14 protein-coding genes and 3 pseudogenes are annotated in these 14,908 nt (G+C 68.4%); 6 read left to right on the top strand and 11 right to left on the bottom strand.

Annotation, left to right across the window (positions count from 1 at the left end; all coding sequences use genetic code 11):
• Positions 1-106 precede the first annotated feature (106 nt).
• The 4 genes from WH85_RS04480 to WH85_RS04465 all read left to right on the top strand — a co-directional run bounded on the left by WH85_RS04480 (position 107) and on the right by WH85_RS04465 (position 6,015).
• On the top strand, positions 107-1,558 hold the full coding sequence (locus WH85_RS04480; RefSeq protein WP_157410766.1) for a hypothetical protein: 1,452 nt from the start codon (positions 107-109) through the stop codon (positions 1,556-1,558).
• A 100-nt stretch (positions 1,559-1,658) separates the two neighbouring features.
• On the top strand, positions 1,659-3,446 hold the full coding sequence (locus tag WH85_RS04475; RefSeq protein ID WP_157410765.1) for a hypothetical protein: 1,788 nt from the start codon (positions 1,659-1,661) through the stop codon (positions 3,444-3,446).
• On the top strand, positions 3,443-5,578 hold the full coding sequence (locus tag WH85_RS49995) for a site-specific integrase (protein ID WP_045740349.1): 2,136 nt from the start codon (positions 3,443-3,445) through the stop codon (positions 5,576-5,578). Before WH85_RS04475 ends, WH85_RS49995 begins: the two co-directional genes overlap by 4 nt.
• Positions 5,575-6,015 carry a hypothetical protein gene (locus WH85_RS04465; RefSeq protein WP_045740348.1) on the top strand — a complete coding sequence of 147 codons (441 nt, stop codon included), beginning with the start codon at positions 5,575-5,577 and terminating at the stop codon, positions 6,013-6,015. The genes WH85_RS49995 and WH85_RS04465 overlap by 4 nt, the downstream gene beginning before the upstream one ends.
• 261 nt (positions 6,016-6,276) lie before the next feature.
• On the opposite strand, the gene WH85_RS54075 is transcribed toward WH85_RS04465, so the two are convergent.
• The 5 genes from WH85_RS54075 to WH85_RS04445 all read right to left on the bottom strand — a co-directional run bounded on the left by WH85_RS54075 (position 6,277) and on the right by WH85_RS04445 (position 9,138).
• Positions 6,277-6,498, bottom strand: coding sequence for a hypothetical protein (locus WH85_RS54075; RefSeq protein ID WP_052720147.1), 222 nt, complete (start codon positions 6,496-6,498; stop codon positions 6,277-6,279).
• A gap of 19 nt (positions 6,499-6,517) precedes the next feature.
• Positions 6,518-6,658: a hypothetical protein gene (locus tag WH85_RS54070; protein ID WP_425394613.1), complete on the bottom strand. Its 141-nt coding sequence runs from the start codon at positions 6,656-6,658 to the stop codon at positions 6,518-6,520.
• 236 nt (positions 6,659-6,894) lie between these two features.
• Positions 6,895-7,611 (bottom strand): alpha/beta fold hydrolase, encoded by a 717-nt coding sequence (locus WH85_RS46670; RefSeq protein ID WP_052720146.1) that lies wholly within the window; start codon positions 7,609-7,611, stop codon positions 6,895-6,897.
• Positions 7,612-7,660: 49 nt separating this feature from the next.
• Entirely contained in the window at positions 7,661-8,605 is a 945-nt protein-coding gene (locus tag WH85_RS04450; protein WP_045740347.1) for a sulfite exporter TauE/SafE family protein, read from the bottom strand.
• A gap of 125 nt (positions 8,606-8,730) precedes the next feature.
• Complete coding sequence (locus WH85_RS04445) at positions 8,731-9,138, bottom strand: hypothetical protein (protein WP_045740346.1); 408 nt, start codon at positions 9,136-9,138, stop codon at positions 8,731-8,733.
• Positions 9,139-9,197: 59 nt separating this feature from the next.
• On the opposite strand from WH85_RS04445, the pseudogene WH85_RS54065 reads away from it, so the two are divergent.
• Both WH85_RS54065 and WH85_RS54060 read left to right on the top strand, forming a co-directional pair.
• Positions 9,198-9,359, top strand: a pseudogene (locus WH85_RS54065) (hypothetical protein); the annotation flags it as partial.
• On the top strand, positions 9,359-9,550 hold the full coding sequence (locus WH85_RS54060; protein WP_425394614.1) for a metal-sensitive transcriptional regulator: 192 nt from the start codon (positions 9,359-9,361) through the stop codon (positions 9,548-9,550). The pseudogene WH85_RS54065 and the gene WH85_RS54060, both read left to right, overlap by 1 nt.
• Positions 9,551-9,635: 85 nt before the next feature.
• Here WH85_RS54060 and WH85_RS04435 read toward each other — a convergent pair.
• The 6 genes and pseudogenes from WH85_RS04435 to WH85_RS04410 form a co-directional block, all read right to left on the bottom strand.
• Positions 9,636-10,787, bottom strand: a pseudogene (locus WH85_RS04435) (heavy metal translocating P-type ATPase); the annotation flags it as partial.
• Positions 10,788-10,860: 73 nt separating this feature from the next.
• A pseudogene (locus WH85_RS54055) lies at positions 10,861-10,917 on the bottom strand (cation transporter); the annotation flags it as partial.
• Positions 10,918-10,987: 70 nt separating this feature from the next.
• Positions 10,988-11,968 (bottom strand): hypothetical protein, encoded by a 981-nt coding sequence (locus WH85_RS04425; RefSeq protein ID WP_045740344.1) that lies wholly within the window; start codon positions 11,966-11,968, stop codon positions 10,988-10,990.
• Positions 11,969-11,970: 2 nt separating this feature from the next.
• The gene (locus WH85_RS04420) at positions 11,971-12,180 is read right to left on the bottom strand and encodes a heavy-metal-associated domain-containing protein (RefSeq protein WP_045740428.1); all 210 of its coding nucleotides are present in this window, start codon (positions 12,178-12,180) and stop codon (positions 11,971-11,973) included.
• A gap of 145 nt (positions 12,181-12,325) precedes the next feature.
• On the bottom strand, positions 12,326-13,633 hold the full coding sequence (locus tag WH85_RS04415; RefSeq protein WP_045740343.1) for an MDR family MFS transporter: 1,308 nt from the start codon (positions 13,631-13,633) through the stop codon (positions 12,326-12,328).
• Positions 13,630-14,757, bottom strand: coding sequence for a PLP-dependent cysteine synthase family protein (locus WH85_RS04410; protein ID WP_045740342.1), 1,128 nt, complete (start codon positions 14,755-14,757; stop codon positions 13,630-13,632). The genes WH85_RS04415 and WH85_RS04410 overlap by 4 nt, the downstream gene beginning before the upstream one ends.
• Positions 14,758-14,908 lie beyond the last annotated feature (151 nt).

Below are 14,908 nucleotides of genomic sequence, written 5' to 3'. Positions count from 1 at the left end.
TCTCTCCATAGTCCGGAGATGTCTCACCCCCAGGGCATGTGCTCCCAGCCTCCTGTTATCAGTTCTACCGGAGGTATGAGTGGAAATCTTTTGCGTGGACCGGCGGATGCTTGGTCTCTGGCCGGTGCCGCCGGGGTTCGATGTCGGTTCGACGCTGGACCACCGGTCTCTGCCGGACGGCATGCCGATCCTGTTTGATGAGGCGATGCAGCCGGTCGAGCCCGCCTGCGGCTGGTTCCGGGCGTTGGCGTACGACGGCAAGGACGCAAAGACGTTGCGTGCGTACGCGTACATCGTCCGCCGGCTCATTGCGTTCCTCAACGGCCGCGGCGCGGACTTGCTGTCCGCGACGGAGGGCGACTTGGTCGCCTACCGCCGAGCGCGAACGGAGTTGCAGGACAAGCCCATCGAGGGGGTGACGTGGGACCGCGAAGCGACGGTGATCAACGCCCTGTACGGGTACCTGCTCGATCAACGGTTGGTCCGACGACGGCCGTTCCGGATGACGCGCCGGGGTGGTCAACGTGAAGCTACAAACTCGCTGCAGACCGGCAAACGGCGAGAGATGAAGGTCCGCCACATGACGGTCGAGCAGTACCTGTACTTCCGTGATGTGGGGTTCGGCGGTCAGCGCGCTGATGGCGAGGTGAGCGAATCCTTCCGCGGCCGGGCTCCACATCGCAGCCGGGCCGGCTTGGAGTTGGCGCTGCTGACGGGGATGCGGCTCCAGGAGTGGTCCACGCTGTTACTCCCTGAGCTGCAGCAGGGGCAGGGCCGGGGTGAGCCGGTGGAGTTCGAGTTGCAGAAGTGCGCAAAGTACGGGCTACGCCGCGATGTCTATGTGCCCGTGGCCGCTCTCGAGATGGTGGCGCACTACCTGCTGCTGGAACGTGAGGAGTTCACGGCTGCCTCGGCCCAGTCGCTGGCCCGGCGCCGCGAGGATCTGTTCGTCGTGACCGCGATCAACGCCGAACAGCGTCGACTCTCGGGAAACCTGGGGGGACGTCGCCGGTCATTTGTGATGTCCACGATGAGCCCGCAGCTGCGACGGATCACCGTGCGGGAGACTGAACGCGGGTTGGAGCCGCTGGCGGTCTTCATCGGCCACGGCGGACTGATGCTGGGACCGTCGTCGTGGGATCGGATCCGGAAGGACGCCTGGAGCCGGATGCTGCTCCACGCAGACGATCCGAGAACTCCTGTGCTCCCGGCCCAGCCGTGGCGATTCCACGACGCTCGCCACACGTTCGCGCTCCAACTCCTGCGGTTCCTGCAGCGTCGGCGTGTGCAGCAAGAGATCGACCACAATCAAGCACGCGGACTGCCGACACCGGCGGAGCACATCTCGCTTCATCCGGTGCTGACCGTTCAACGCCGGTTGGGGCACAAACGGCCGGCCAGCACCTATTCGTACCTGCGGTATCTGGAGGATCCCCGGACCTACATCGACGCCGCGTTCGCCGACTGGGCGGAGCACGACGGCGCGACGTACGCCGCCATCGGCCTGCACGCGTTGACCACGGACCGGAAGGCGGCGAGCGTTGCCTCGGCGGGGTGAATACACAGAGCCGACCCCCGCGCCCCGGGAATCCGGCCAGCAGCTTGCCCATATCGGCTTGCGCCAGGTGGTCCCCGAGAGCGGAAGGCGCTCGCCGGTAGTGTTCGATCCGAGCCGGTATCGATGCGCCGCGTTGGCGACGGAGCTCGCCGATGAGTGGGTGGCGTACTCGGAGTTGAGCAGCGTCTCGCAGGGCCAGGTTGTGGCCTACCGGCGTTCCATCCGCCGCTTCGCCGCATATGCGGACCTGCACAGCGACGATCCCTCGGCGCTGTCGCTGGCCAGGGACATTCCCGACCTGGCCCTCTTGATTCACGAATGGTCTCGGGCGCTGACCACCGAGTTCAGTGAGGGGTCAACGAGCCCTTGGTCCTACGCCAGCGATCTTCGGACCCTGATCCGCTTCCGGGCCGCACGCGACGACGTCACTGTTGCCGCCTCCGTACGTCGGCTACTGTCCACGCCCGTCCCCGTCGCCCACGGCCGTTGCAACGAACTCGACGAGTTCACCAGGCAGGAGAAACAGGCCCTGATCCGAGCGGCGTGGGATCAGGTTCGCGCCGTTGAGAAGCGACTCGGGCGTGGCCGTGACCTGCTTGCGTCTGCTCTCGGACACCCTGAGCAGCACGGGTGGCACAGCCCGGCCAATCTCCTGTGGGCGTTGGACAACGGCACGGCCACCTTCGCGCAGATCCGTCCGCGGGTGCCCAAGTTGAGTAGTGCCCCGGCCCAGCTCGTCGAGATTGTCGAGCAGGGTGGTGTGCAGCCGACCGATCGGCTGTTCTCCCACCAGCTCATGGTCGCATTAGTGGCTCTGCTCTACCCGCGGCACGAGGATCTGCAGGCGTTCCGGCTGCTGCTGGTCGCGGCAACGGGTCATGCGCCCGAAGAGCTCACCGGGCTGCGTGTCAAGGATGTGGAGTTCACCCCTTCGGGCGTGCGCCTCGCGATGGACAAGCAGCGAGCCGGATGGACTCGGCACCGTCAGTTCGACGCCCCTGCGCCGACGCCGCACCCCGAGGCGGGGGCTTTGAACGCTCCGGAAGTGTTGCGACGCCTGCTGGCAGTCACCGAGAAGGCCCGGCTCGCCGTCGGCGAGGCTGGCAGGGAGCGGATCTTCCAGTGGGGAGCGGTCACTTTCGGCGGCACACTGACGGTCAGGCCGTTCGCGTCCAACGGCGCGTCTGCCTCGACCTTTGGTCGGTGGGTCGCTGCGCGGGGGCTCACCGTCTCCAAACCCGTCGACATCCGCCGCATGCGCAAGTCGGTCAAGGTGGAGAAGGCGATAGCCCGACGAGGCGTCGTCGCTGACATCGCCGATGACCACACTTTCCAGACCTTCATGGGCCACTACGCGCACGGAACAACGTTGCATGTCATCTCCGGCAATGTGGTCAACCGCGCCCAACGCCGGTGGCTGGACACCGCGTTGCACGGCCCTGTGATCGTGAACGATGAGGCCGCCGCAAAGCTGGATGAGCCTGATGTTCGGGCGGCGCTGGGGATTTCGGGCGAGCAAGCGCAGCAGATCATCACGGGTCAGTTGGACATGGGAGTGACCAGTTGCCGCGATCCCTTCGCCTCGCCGTACAGCAAGGCCGGCGAGTTGTGCGCGGTCGCGCCGTTGCGGTGCCTGGAGTGCACCAACGCCTTCATTCTGCCTTCCAACCTGCCGCAGCTGCTGCTGTTCGCCCGGCACTTGCAGCGCCTGCGCCTGCAGCTGACGCCGCAGCACTTCCACGCGTTGTGGGGGCAGAGCTACGCCAACCTCAAGGCTGTAATCGACGAACGGACGCCGAACGAGATCACGCTCGCCCGACGCCAGATCGAGGAGCAGGGACTGACACTGCAACTCCCCCTCGCCACCCACGCGGAGTTTGATCAATGAGCCAACACCGCGCCTGGCTGGAATCGGCAAGCAGCTCCGTGTTCGTGGCTGACGAACCGGTCCTGCGGTCCCACTCCTTGATCAACGGAGTGGCGATCCCGCGCTTCGGCGATACCGCCGAGTGGCCGATGCACGCCATCGTGAGGCCGGCGAACAAGGCTCGGTCCAGCTGGCGGATGACCTTCTTTGGGATGCAGGACCCCGTCTGGAACTTGCGGGCCCGCGAAATCGCGATGGCGATGCTCAACCCACAGCACCCTGCCGTTCTACGTGCCGGGGTCTTCCTCGGCGTTCAACCGGTTGAAGTCTCCACCATGTCTGCCCATACGTACCGCCTTGCGCGGCTCGCCCGGTGGGCGAAGCAACGAGAGCTGCCCGCGAGGCTGGAGGATTGGCAGACCAGCGACCTCACCGCGTTCCTCGACGACCGCGCCGCAGAGATCACGTCCGGCAGCCTGGCCGCCTATGTGTCCACGATCCGCCTGCTGCACCAACTCGACCCGCTGCTGGCAGGCGGCGGCCTCGTCGGTGACCCGTGGCCTGGCAAGACCGCCGGTCAGGTGGCCAAGAATCCCAGCAGTGATGACCTCGCGACCCCGAACATCGCGCCGGAGACATGGTTCGCCATGGTCCGCGCCTCGTGGACGTACATCCACGAGTTCGCCCCGGACATCCTCGCCGCCCGCGAACGCTACCGCCGGCTCCTGGCCGAGGGAACCCGCACCTGGGTGGCGATAGACGAGCGGTTGGAGAGCTACCTAGCTGAGTCTGCGAATCGGATACCCGTGCATTCCTCCCGATCACCGGCCGGCACGCCGGGGACGATCAACTGGAGCCTGCTGTCCGCGCTGATCGGCGTTCACCCCGACTACGGGGTCAATAAGCTGCGTTGTTCGTCGGTCATCCGGCAGAAGTTCGAGGCTACGGCTCATGCTGCGGTCGATGCCGGCCGAGGTATCAGCGGAGGGCTGATCGCCGAGCACGCGGCCGTCGCCGGGCCCGACGGCAGCCCGCGTCCCTGGCATCCGGGCTTGTGCCCGCGCACCACCGACAGCGAGTGCATCGCACTGCGGGGCGCGACCTATGTGTTCGTCGCGGCGATGAGCATGATGCGCGACTCCGAGATCCGAGACATCGTCCGGGGGTCCGTCGGCGAGCACTACGGAGCCCCAGCGCTGATGTCGACCAAGCGCAAACACGATCCCAGCCGGCCGCGCGAAGCATGGTGGATCATCGAGCCGGTCGCCGAAGCGATAACCGTCGCCGAAGCCCTGTCCAGCCACCCGAGCCTCATCTTCACCTCGAGCGATTCCAAACGCGGCCTCGAGTTCAAAAGTCCCGATGTCGTGCGCAGCTTCATCCGGCACGTCAACGCCGCGACGGCCGACCACGGTCTGCGCATCCCCGGCGGGTCGGTCCGGCCACACATGATGCGCAAGACGATGGCGATGCTGACCGCGACCGAACCCGGCGCGGAGATCGCCCTGGGCATTCAGCTCAAACACGTGGCGACCCGTCTGCTCGCCAACCGTGTCACCGAGGGCTACGCAGCATCCGATCCCCAGTGGGACAAGCTGTTAGGCACCGCTGTGGATCAGGCCCGTTTCGCCACGCTCAGGGAGTTCTACGACGAGCACCACGCTGGCAAGGTCATCGGGTTCGGCCCGGCCGCCGACAAGATCACGGCTACGTTCGACGCGATCCGGGAAACCGCGCAACAGATGGTCGCCAACGGCCAGGCACGTCAAGGCGACGCCAGAGTCGAACATGACCTGCTCCGCAAGGCACGGATTCCCATCCGCTTCGGCAAGCTCAACCACTGCGCCGCAGACCCGAGCAACCCGGTCGGTGCCAGGTGCCTCGACGCCGTTGAAGAGTTACCGCTGGGGCACCGCGGCCCGTTGATCGACCGCTGTCAACCCGGACGCTGCGCGAACAGCATCATCGGCGTTGAGCACGTGCCCATCTGGACCGCCGAGAAGCGCAGCCTGCTCAAACTTGTCGATGACGGTAAGTTCCCGCCCGCCCGGAGCGCACTTATTCAACGGCAACTCGACGACGTCCAAGCAGTAATCGACCGAGCCGTCAGCGACGGCGCCGAAGCAGACCAAGAGCAAGGTGAACGGCGATGACGGTGTCTGACAATGCGCGCACGGCGCTGCGTACGGCGATGGATCGGCTCAAAGCGGGCCGGCCGTTGCACACCGACGGGGCATTCACCAAACAAAACCTCTACAAGGAGGCCGGCGTCAGCCGGGCCACCATGAACCGGGCCACCGACATCACGGCCGAGTGGGATCGCTACGTCGCCGAGCACGGCCGGCGCACTCAGGGCGAGACCCGCCGCGACGCGGATCTGGACGACCTTCGCAGCAAGCTGCGGAAGAAGGCCGAGGAATGCACCGCGCTGCGCAGCAAACTCGACGCCGCCGCCACAGTCATCGCAGCGCTGCACCACGACAATCAGGCGCTGCGGGAGCACCTAGACAGCCGTTCCGGGAGCGTCACCGACCTGGCCAGCCGTCGAGGACAAAGCCAATTGCCGGCCACGCTGATCGGCCCGTGTTGATCTGTCGGCCGGTGAGCGCAGCTCGGATGAGTCCCCTGATCCGGTAAGGCACAGAGCGTGGTGTGTCAGCCAGGGGCGCCGGCGGTTGTGGTGGTACCGGCCGGTCGCGACGTTGGATGCGCGGGGTTGCGCGAATGAAGGTGGTGGTAGTCCTCGCCTGCCTCGTGGTGATCTCTCGATCATGGTCTAGCGCATGCCACCTCCGCCTGGCCCGCGCCGCTGAGCTGATGCGGGAACGGAGGTGGCAGGCGCAGAGTCGCGTCAGAGCTCGATGAAGGAAGCGATGAAGCGCTCGGCGTCGAGCGCGGCGGCACAGCCGGTTTCGAAAGCGGTGATGGCCTGCCGGTATGTGTGGTCGACCAGGTCACCGGCGGCGAACACGCCCGCGAGGTTGGTGCGGAAGAAGAACCCGTCACAGGTGGCACATGACGACGCGCCATGCCCGAGCAACTCCTGCTCACCGGGCACCCGATCGGGCGCCACGCGGAACCGGTCGCCAGGATCACCGCCCGGGCGAAGAATTGCTGGTCACCGACCCATACGGTCTGAGGCCCTCGGTCCCCGGCCCGGTCGGGTTGTCGGACAGCTCGACCCGGCTCACGTCGTCGGTGATGAAATCGGCGCCGAACTTCTCGGCCTGCACCTGCATATTGTCTGGTCGTCATCAGCGCGTCACCTGACTGCGCGCCCTCGATCATCAGAGGCTTGAGGTTCGCGCGGGCCGCGTACAGGGCCGCGGTGTCCCCGGACGGTTCCGAACCGATGATGATTAGATCGCGGACGGTCTCCCCCATCAGGCGGCGGGGATGAGGTGAAGGTGCTCCTGTTCATGGTCGAATCCTCGGACCGTCGTGAAGGGCGGCGCAGGCTGCCGGCGGGTCAGAGCAAAGCTCGCAGATGGCTGGCGAAGCGGCTTGCGGCGCTCAGATGCGCGAAACGGCCGGCGACGCCGTAAACCTCGTGATGCCACTGTTGGGCAGCTTCCGCATCGGTGACGGGTAGGTCGGGGCTACTGCTGTGGACGGCGAGCCGGGCCGGGGTGACCCCTGTGGTCGTTGTGGCTAGGCGCCGGTTGCCCAGGCCGCGGGCGTAGGCGCGTAGCAGGTCGCGGTCGCCGGCCGGCTCGATCATGCAGCGATACTGCTCGGGAATCGCGTGGGTGCCCATCGTGTGCAGGTAGGCGTCGAGGTCGGTCGTCAGTGCCGAGGGCGGGCAGGGGTCGACGGCGACCACGGCGTGGGTGGCGTAACGGGCGGCGAATAGGGTGGCCAACGTCGCCGATGGCCCGTGTCCGACTACCACGGGTGCCCGCCGCAACTGTAGGCCGGCGATGAGCTCGGCGAGGTCGTCGACGAGTTCATCGGCGTCGTAGCGCTCGCGGCGGCTGGAGCTGCCATGTCCGGGCAGGTCGACGGCGATCATGGTGGCGTACGGGCGCAGGTCGGCAGCGGCGGTCCACCAGGTGGCCCGGTCGAACAGTACGGCGGGGATCAGTACGACCGGTCGGCCGTTGGCTCCCCACGTGTCGTAGCTCCACGACCCGGCCCGAGCCGCAAACTGGTGGGTGGCGCGCACCGGCGGCAGGCTGCTCGCCATCACTGCCCACCTGCCCTCGACCGGCGAAGGACGGCGGCGGACGGCGGCGTCATGCGGATTCCTTGGCGGGGACGGTGAGCCGGCCGGTGTACATGCCCATGCTGCACGAGTAGTGCTGCTTGCCGAGTTCCAGAACGCCAAGGTCGATGACGATGGTGGCGGGCTGGCAGGCGCCGGTGATCGCGGTGACGATGACCTGCTGCGTCCCGTCGGCGGTCAGCGTCAGCGGTGGGGCGTCATCCGGTACGGCTCGGGTGGTCACCGGGGCGGGTCCGCCGCCGATGGCTTCGGCGATGCGGGAGGCTGCGAGCGGGGAGCCGAGCAGTTCCTGGCCGCCGTCGGCGGTGTAGAGGCCCATGGCGAGCACGACCAGGCCGGTGACAATGGCGAGCCCGCTACGCCAGGCCCCGGCGGCTTTGCGGGCCACACAGCCCAGGACGGTGATCAGGGGGGCGGTGGCGGCCACGAACACGGCCATGATGACGGCGCCGTCGCGCGGGGAGCCGGACGCCAATGCCATGGCTTGCACCGACAGCATGACGCCACACGCGATGAGCACAGTGCGCAGGCCAAGCAACGCTGGTGCGGCGGTACCGGTGCGGCCGCGCACCAGCCGGGACCAGGCGGCGGGTGGTTCGATGATCAGGCCGCGAAAGCCGGGGACGCCGAGTTGGGCGGCGGCGAACACGACGACCAGCACGCCGGCGGTCGGTGGGGTCAGGGTGCGGACCGTGACGGACAGCTGCATGGTGGTACCGAGCAGCGCACCGAGCACAGTGTGGGAGAGGAGTTCGCCGGTGAGGGACCCGGCCACCGGGGTCAGGTCGTCGGCCAGTCCCGTAACCGGGTCGGCAGCGGCGACTCCGGTCGCGGTGGGTGCTGGGGTGGGGCGGCGCTGCCGCATCACGATGGCGGTGAGCAGGCCGCCTCGTACGGCGGCGCAGGACACGCCACCGGCGACCAGCCCGGTGAGCAGGATGGCGTAAGGATTCATGTGTGGATCGGCTTTCAGCGCAGGAGTATGCGGACACCACCGAGCACGGGGCGCGGTGTGACAGCCGGCGTGGTGGCCGGCCGAGGGCGGACCGCGCCTGCCAGGGGCGCGGTGGGGCCGATGTCCTAGATGCGGCTGATACCTATTTCTGTCAGTGCCATCGCGACGGGTAGCCGCGGCCTTCTCACCGGGACAGGCACCTCGACCGCAGGAATGCGGATCGCGGTCGACGGCGAGGCCAGCGTGCTGCTGGTGATCGTCGCCGCCGTACTCGGCGCCGGCTCGAGGTGACACTCGTCGGCGGTGGTGTGCGTATGCGGCGCGACGCTGCTGTCCGCGTGGAGGTGGTCGTGTCCGCCGGACTCTGTGGTGCTCAGGTGTGCCGCCGGCGCGGCCATCATCATGGTGGTGGCCGCCCGGGCGGTGTGGGTGAGGCAGTGGCCGCTTTGCAGAACTCCGGCACCGACCAGAACGATTAGGACCAGCAGCCAGCGCAGCACCCAGGTGTGGATGTCGGGCCGGCGGCGGTTCATACCGGTCAGGCTACGACATGACCGGCTGGTGTCCGGCAGCTGCGTCCGGGTGATCTATTGTGGGCCTTGCCGCGGAGGTCACCCATACGGGTGTGGGGTATTTTGACGGGCATGAGCGAGGCGACGCCGACCGGGCCGCACGGGTACTCCGCGGAGAAGCAGGCGCTGTTGGCGCGGCCGAAAACGCGTCGAAGGTCAGGTCCGCGGGATCGCGCGGATGGTGGACGAGGACACGTACTGCATCGACGTCCTCACCCAGATCTCGGCGGCGAACAAGGCGTTGCAGGCGGTCGCGGTGGGCCTGTTGGAGGACCACCTGCGGCACTGTGTGATGCAGGCGGCCGCCGACGGCAACGCCGACGCGAAGATCAAGGAAGCGACCGCTGCGATCGCGCGCCTCGTCAAGTCCTGATCCGTAGCGCAGTGCCGGTTCTCCCCGGTGACGGCGTTGCCCTGCCGACGGGCAAGGCAACGCAGGGCAACGCACAGCCGCCAGATTACTGGGCGGTGATGCTGGTGAAGCGGCGCAGCCGCAGGCTGTTGCCGACGACGAACACCGAACTGAACGCCATCGCCGCACCGGCGATCATCGGGTTCAGCAGCCCGGCCGCGGCCAGGGGCAGGGCGGCGACGTTGTAGGCGAACGCCCAGAACAGGTTGCTCTTGATGATGCGCAGCGTGCGCCGCGACAACCGGATCGCGTCGACGGCGGCGAGCAGATCACCGCGCACCAGCGTCAGGTCGGATGCCTCGATGGCGACGTCGGTACCGGTGCCCATGGCCAGGCCCAGATCGGCCTGAGCGAGAGCGACGGCGTCGTTGACGCCGTCCCCGGCCATCGCGACGACCTTGCCCTGATCTTGCAGCCGTTTGACGACGTCGACCTTGCCGGCCGGCAACACGTCGGCGATCACCTCGTCGATGCCGACGTCGGCGGCGACCGCCCGGGCGACGGTCTCGTTGTCACCGGTGAGCAACACCGGAGTCAGGCCCAACCGGCGCAGCCCGGTGATCGCCTCCCGGCTGGTCGGCTTGATCGCGTCCGCGACGGCGAGGATCCCGCGGGCCTGGCCGTCCCAGCCGGCGACCACCGCGGTCTGCCCCGATTGCTGTGCGGCCTTGAGTGCCTGCTCGAGGTCGGCGGGCAGCGTGTACCCGTGTTCGCGCAGCAGCTGCGGCCGGCCGACGAGCACCTGCCGGCCGTCGACGGTGCCGGTGACACCGAGCCCTTCCAGGTTCTTGAACCCGGTCACCGGTGGCAGCGGCGCCCGGTCGGCTCCGGCTTTGGCGATGGCCTGCGCGATCGGGTGCTCGGAGGCGGCCTCGACGGCAGCGGTCAGCGTGAGCAGCTCGTTGTCGTCTTCACCGGCGGCGGCCAGGGTGGCCGCGAGGGTCATCCGGCCGGTGGTGACGGTGCCGGTCTTGTCCAGCACGATGGTATCCACCCGGCGGGTCGACTCCAGCACCTCGGGGCCTTTGATGAGGATGCCGAGCTGGGCGCCGCGGCCGGTGCCGACCAGCAGGGCAGTCGGCGTGGCCAGGCCGAGGGCGCACGGGCAGGCGATGATCAGCACGGCGACAGCGGCGGTGAACGCGGCGGTCCACCCGTTGCCGGTGCCGACCCACCAGCCCAGCGTCGCGATGGCCAGGGTCGTGTGCGTTGACCTCGCCGTCGACGGTGACGGACGCCTTCTCGGTGGCGTAGTTGACGGTGGCGGTGACGCCGTCCATGCGGTTGAGCTTCTTTTCGATCCGCGACGCGCAGGAGGCGCAGGTCATGCCGCCGATCGACAATTCGATCTGGTTCGGGGCCACCGGGAGCGGCCGCGTGATCGCCATGATGCTTCTCCTAACCGTGGGTGTGACCGTCGGCGCCGTGCCCGGACGCGGCTGCTGACGGGGCGGCCGGGGCCGGACTGTCGGCGGGTGTACTCGCCCGCGGCAGAGCAGTGCCGGCGGTTGCGGTGAACTCGGCGGTGCGGACCTTGTCGCCGTGCTGGAAGTCCAGGTAGAGGCGGTAGGCGCCGGTCGACGGGACGTCGGCGTGGAAGACGATGTCGGGTCCGGCAGCGGTCTTGCCGTCGCCGGGTTCCCCGTCGGGGTGCACGTGAAGGTAGGCCAGGTCCGCGTCGCGCAGGGCCACGAGGTGACCGTAGGCGCCGAGGTAGGGCTGCAGGTCGGTGACCGGTGCGCCGTGCTTGCGCACCGACAGCGTCAGCTGCGATGAGCCGCGCGGGACGAGGTCACCGGTGAGGGTGACGGTGTAGCCGTCGACGGTGGTGCTGCGTTCGGCCGGCGGCAGAGGGCGGGGCTGGTAGTCGCCCGGCGCCGGGACGTCGGCGCCGAGGGTGAGCCCGTCGGTACGCGTGGCGGGCTGGAAGTCGACGAAGACCCGGTATTGCCCCGGTGCGGCGACGGCGAGCGGGATCGACCAGGTGCCGTCGCCCGCCAACTCGGGGTGCACGTGCTGGAAGCCGGACAGGTCGCGGCGGACCACGATCAGGTGCAGTTCCTTGTCGTGGCTGCGGGTGTAGTCGGTGACCGGTTTGTCATCGGGGCCGAGAATGCGGAACTGGAACGGCTGCGGCGCACCGACGGCGAGAGCGGCGCTGATGGTCTGGAGCCGGTAGCCGTCCTGGGTGACCTGCAGCCCGGCCGGCACCGCTGTCGTGGTGTTGCCGGCCGAAGCTGCGGGCTTGTTGTGCTGGTTGTGGGCGGCGGTGGCGGCGGGCGCCGGGGTGGGGCCGATGGTGCGGCCGAGGCCGAGCGCGGCGGTGAAGACGACCGCCAGCCCCAGACCGAAGGCTCCCAGCTTGACAGGGGTGTTCATGACTACCTCGTCAGTTCGTATCCGGCCTCGTCGACGGCCGCGGCGACCGCGGTCTCGTCGAGGGGCGCATCGCTGGTGACGGTGACCGCGCCGGAGGTCAGGTCGACCTTCACCTCGGTCACGCCGGGAATCTGCCTGAGCTCGGCGTCGACGGAGTTGACGCAGTGCGAGCAGGTCATGCCGGTCACGGTGTAGATCTTCTCGGTCGCCATGACGGTCTCCTCCACAACAAGCGAGCGGCCCTGTGCCGCCCTCACCACGAAGACTATACCCATACCCCCCTGGGGTACCAAGCGGGGTGGCGGCGGCCGCACCCGAAGGACTTCTCGGGGCGGCCGTCTCTCCGCTACCGGCGGCTCAGCGAGACTGCTCCGCCTCGGCCCGCACACCTCGCCGCTGCCGTGCGGGGTGGTCGGCCGTCGAGGCAGGGGCGAGGTGACCGCCCCGGGCGAGGAGCCCGACGGCGAGCGCGCAGGCGGCACCGGTTGCCGTCAGCGCGACCCAGGTCAGCGCGGCCAGACCGGGCCGGGTACTGACGTCTAGAGCCACGCCGGTGAGCAGGTTCCCGGCGGCGATGCCGAACCCCGCGATGGTGTTGTACAGGCCGTAGGACGTGCCGACCAGGCGATCGCCGGCCAACGCGACGATAGTCGTCATCTCGAACGGGTAGACGATCATCGTGGCGAGCGTCAGCAGCACGGTGCTGAGCAGAATCGGCAGCAGAGCCACCACCACGCCGGAACCCCCGGAGCCCGGCGGCCCGATACCGGCGCTGGCAGCCAAGGGCAGAAACGCGGCCGCCATCAGCCACAGCCCGCGCACGATCGCGACCTCCGGCCGCCAGCGGGCTTTGATCCAGGCGGTGAGCCGGACCTGCCCGGCGACGGTCAGCAGACCGGACACCGCGAACAGCACCGCCACCCCGGCCTCGCCGCCGCCGGCGTGACGGACCTGCATCGGCAGGGCAAGGTAAACCTGGAAGTTCAGAATGTAGGAGCCGACCATCGCCACGCTGAACAGCAGGAACGGCCGGTTGCCGAGCACGTGCCGCCAGTCGCCGAACATACTGCGCCCCGGCTCGCTACGCGGTGTCCGCCGAGCCGGTAGCGCCCGCGCCTGCAGGACGAGCAGGAGCAGAAACAGCAGCGCCGCAGTGACACACACCCACCGAAAGTCCAGAGCGATCAACGCCAGGCCTACCAGCGGCCCGGCGAGGATCCCGGCCTGGTAGAACACGTTGAACACCGCGAACGCCTCGGTCTTGCGATCGCCGGCCTCGGCGGCCAGGTAGGCGCGCACGGCGGGGTTGAACAGTGCCCCGGCCAGGCCGATCAGCACGGACGCGACGATCAGCGCGGGCAGCGATTCGACGAAGCCGAGCAGAGCGAAGCCGGCGACGCGCAGCGCCAGCCCGGTCAGAATCATGGGTTTGTAGCCAATCCGGTCGGCGAGGCTACCGCCGAGCAGGAACATCCCCTGCTGGCTGAGGTTACGCACCCCCAGGATCAGGCCCACTGTCCACGCGGCCATAGCCAAGGTGCCGGACAGGTAGCCGGACAGATACGGCATGAGCATGTAGAAGCCGATGTTGATGCTCAGCTGGTTGATCAGCAGTAGTCGCACCGGCCGGTTGAAGGAGCGCACCTGCGCCAGGGTGGCGTTCATGCTGTGGCCTGATCGGCGGTGGCGTGGGACGGGTCGATGACGCGGGTGCAGCGCGTCCAGCGGGTCACTTCCCGCTCGCGCGGGTCGCCGATCTCGTCCGGCTGGTGGGCCGGGCGGCGCTGGAGCAGGTCGTGGCGGCGGCAGTAGTCGTCGTTATAGATGGTCTCGGCGTAGCGGTGCGGGCCGTCGGGGAAGACCGCGGCGATGCGCATGTCGTCGGGCAGGGTGCGCGCCAGCCAAGAGGCGGCCAGGGTCACGGCGCCGACGCTCCACCCGCCGGTGATGTACCGCGATGCGGCCAGCTGCCGGCAGGTCCAGACCGCTTCACCTGGTGCTACCCAGTGGATTTCGTCGAAGGCGGCGTAGTCGACGTTGCGGGGATGGATGCTGCTGCCCAGCCCGCGCATCAGCCGGGTTCGTGCCGGCTGGCCGAAGATGGTCGATCCGGTGGCGTCCACACCGACCAGGCGCAGGTGCGGGTAGAACTCGCGGATGACCCGGGCGATGCCGGCGCTGTGCCCGCCGGTGCCCACACTGCAGACCAACACGTCGATGCGCCCGAGCTGAGCCACCAGTTCCAGGGCCAGTTGCTGGTAGGCGTCGACGTTGTCGGGGTTGTTGTACTGATCAGGGCAGAAACTGCGGTGATCTTCAGCGAGCAGCTGCGCGACGCGGTCACGGCGGGCCTGCTGCCAGCCGCCGACCGGGTGCGGCCGGTCGACAATCTCGACGCGGGCACCGTAGGCGGACAGCAGGTAGCGCATCGACGGTTCCATGCCGGGGTCGGTCACCAGGGTCACCGGGTGCTCATAAACGTTGCCGGCCAGGGCCAGCCCGAGCCCGAGGGTGCCGGAGGTCGATTCGACCACCAGCGCGCCCGGGGTCAGGTCGCCGCGTTCGCGGGCGCATTTGATCAAGTGCATTCCGGGGCGGTCTTTGATCCCGCCGGGGTTGTGGCCTTCGAGTTTGGCCCAGAACCCGCGCCCGGGCGTGCCGGTGATCTCCGGTGTCCACAGCACCGGGGTGTTACCGACGAGTTGCTCGAGGGAGTTGCAGGCCACGCCGGAGATCAGCCGGCTCGGGGTGGGCAGGTGTGACGGGCGCGTAGAAACGATGTCGATCATGGGGTCCGCTTTCTGGACGTGTTTTTGCTACCTGAGGCACGGCCGGTTACGGGCACGGCGGCATCAGGTCAGCGAAGACAGGGAACGCGGGCATGCGTCGGCACCCCGCCGGCCGCGACAGCGGCAACAGCGGTGCAGAAGTCAGGTGGTC

Origin of the sequence: Actinoplanes rectilineatus, assembly GCF_000962825.1 — a bacterium.
GTDB classification, from domain to species: Bacteria; Actinomycetota; Actinomycetes; order Mycobacteriales; family Micromonosporaceae; genus Actinoplanes; species Actinoplanes rectilineatus.
The sequence above is the reverse complement of the archived record's forward strand: the minus strand, read 5'-3'. Positions and strand labels throughout refer to the sequence as shown.

Bases quoted from the DNA above. Each gene is read 5' to 3' on its own strand.
- WH85_RS04450 (WP_045740347.1), bottom strand. From the start codon at position 8,605: ATGAATCCTTACGCCATCCTGCTCACCGGGCTGGTCGCCGGTGGCGTG.
- WH85_RS04425 (WP_045740344.1), bottom strand. From the start codon at position 11,968: ATGAACACCCCTGTCAAGCTGGGAGCCTTCGGTCTGGGGCTGGCGGTC.
- WH85_RS46670 (WP_052720146.1), bottom strand. From the start codon at position 7,611: ATGGCGAGCAGCCTGCCGCCGGTGCGCGCCACCCACCAGTTTGCGGCT.
- WH85_RS04445 (WP_045740346.1), bottom strand. From the start codon at position 9,138: ATGAACCGCCGCCGGCCCGACATCCACACCTGGGTGCTGCGCTGGCTG.
- WH85_RS04415 (WP_045740343.1), bottom strand. From the start codon at position 13,633: ATGAACGCCACCCTGGCGCAGGTGCGCTCCTTCAACCGGCCGGTGCGA.
- WH85_RS49995 (WP_045740349.1), top strand. From the start codon at position 3,443: ATGAGCCAACACCGCGCCTGGCTGGAATCGGCAAGCAGCTCCGTGTTC.
- WH85_RS04465 (WP_045740348.1), top strand. From the start codon at position 5,575: ATGACGGTGTCTGACAATGCGCGCACGGCGCTGCGTACGGCGATGGAT.
- WH85_RS04410 (WP_045740342.1), bottom strand. From the start codon at position 14,757: ATGATCGACATCGTTTCTACGCGCCCGTCACACCTGCCCACCCCGAGC.
- WH85_RS04420 (WP_045740428.1), bottom strand. From the start codon at position 12,180: ATGGCGACCGAGAAGATCTACACCGTGACCGGCATGACCTGCTCGCAC.
- WH85_RS04480 (WP_157410766.1), top strand. From the start codon at position 107: ATGCTTGGTCTCTGGCCGGTGCCGCCGGGGTTCGATGTCGGTTCGACG.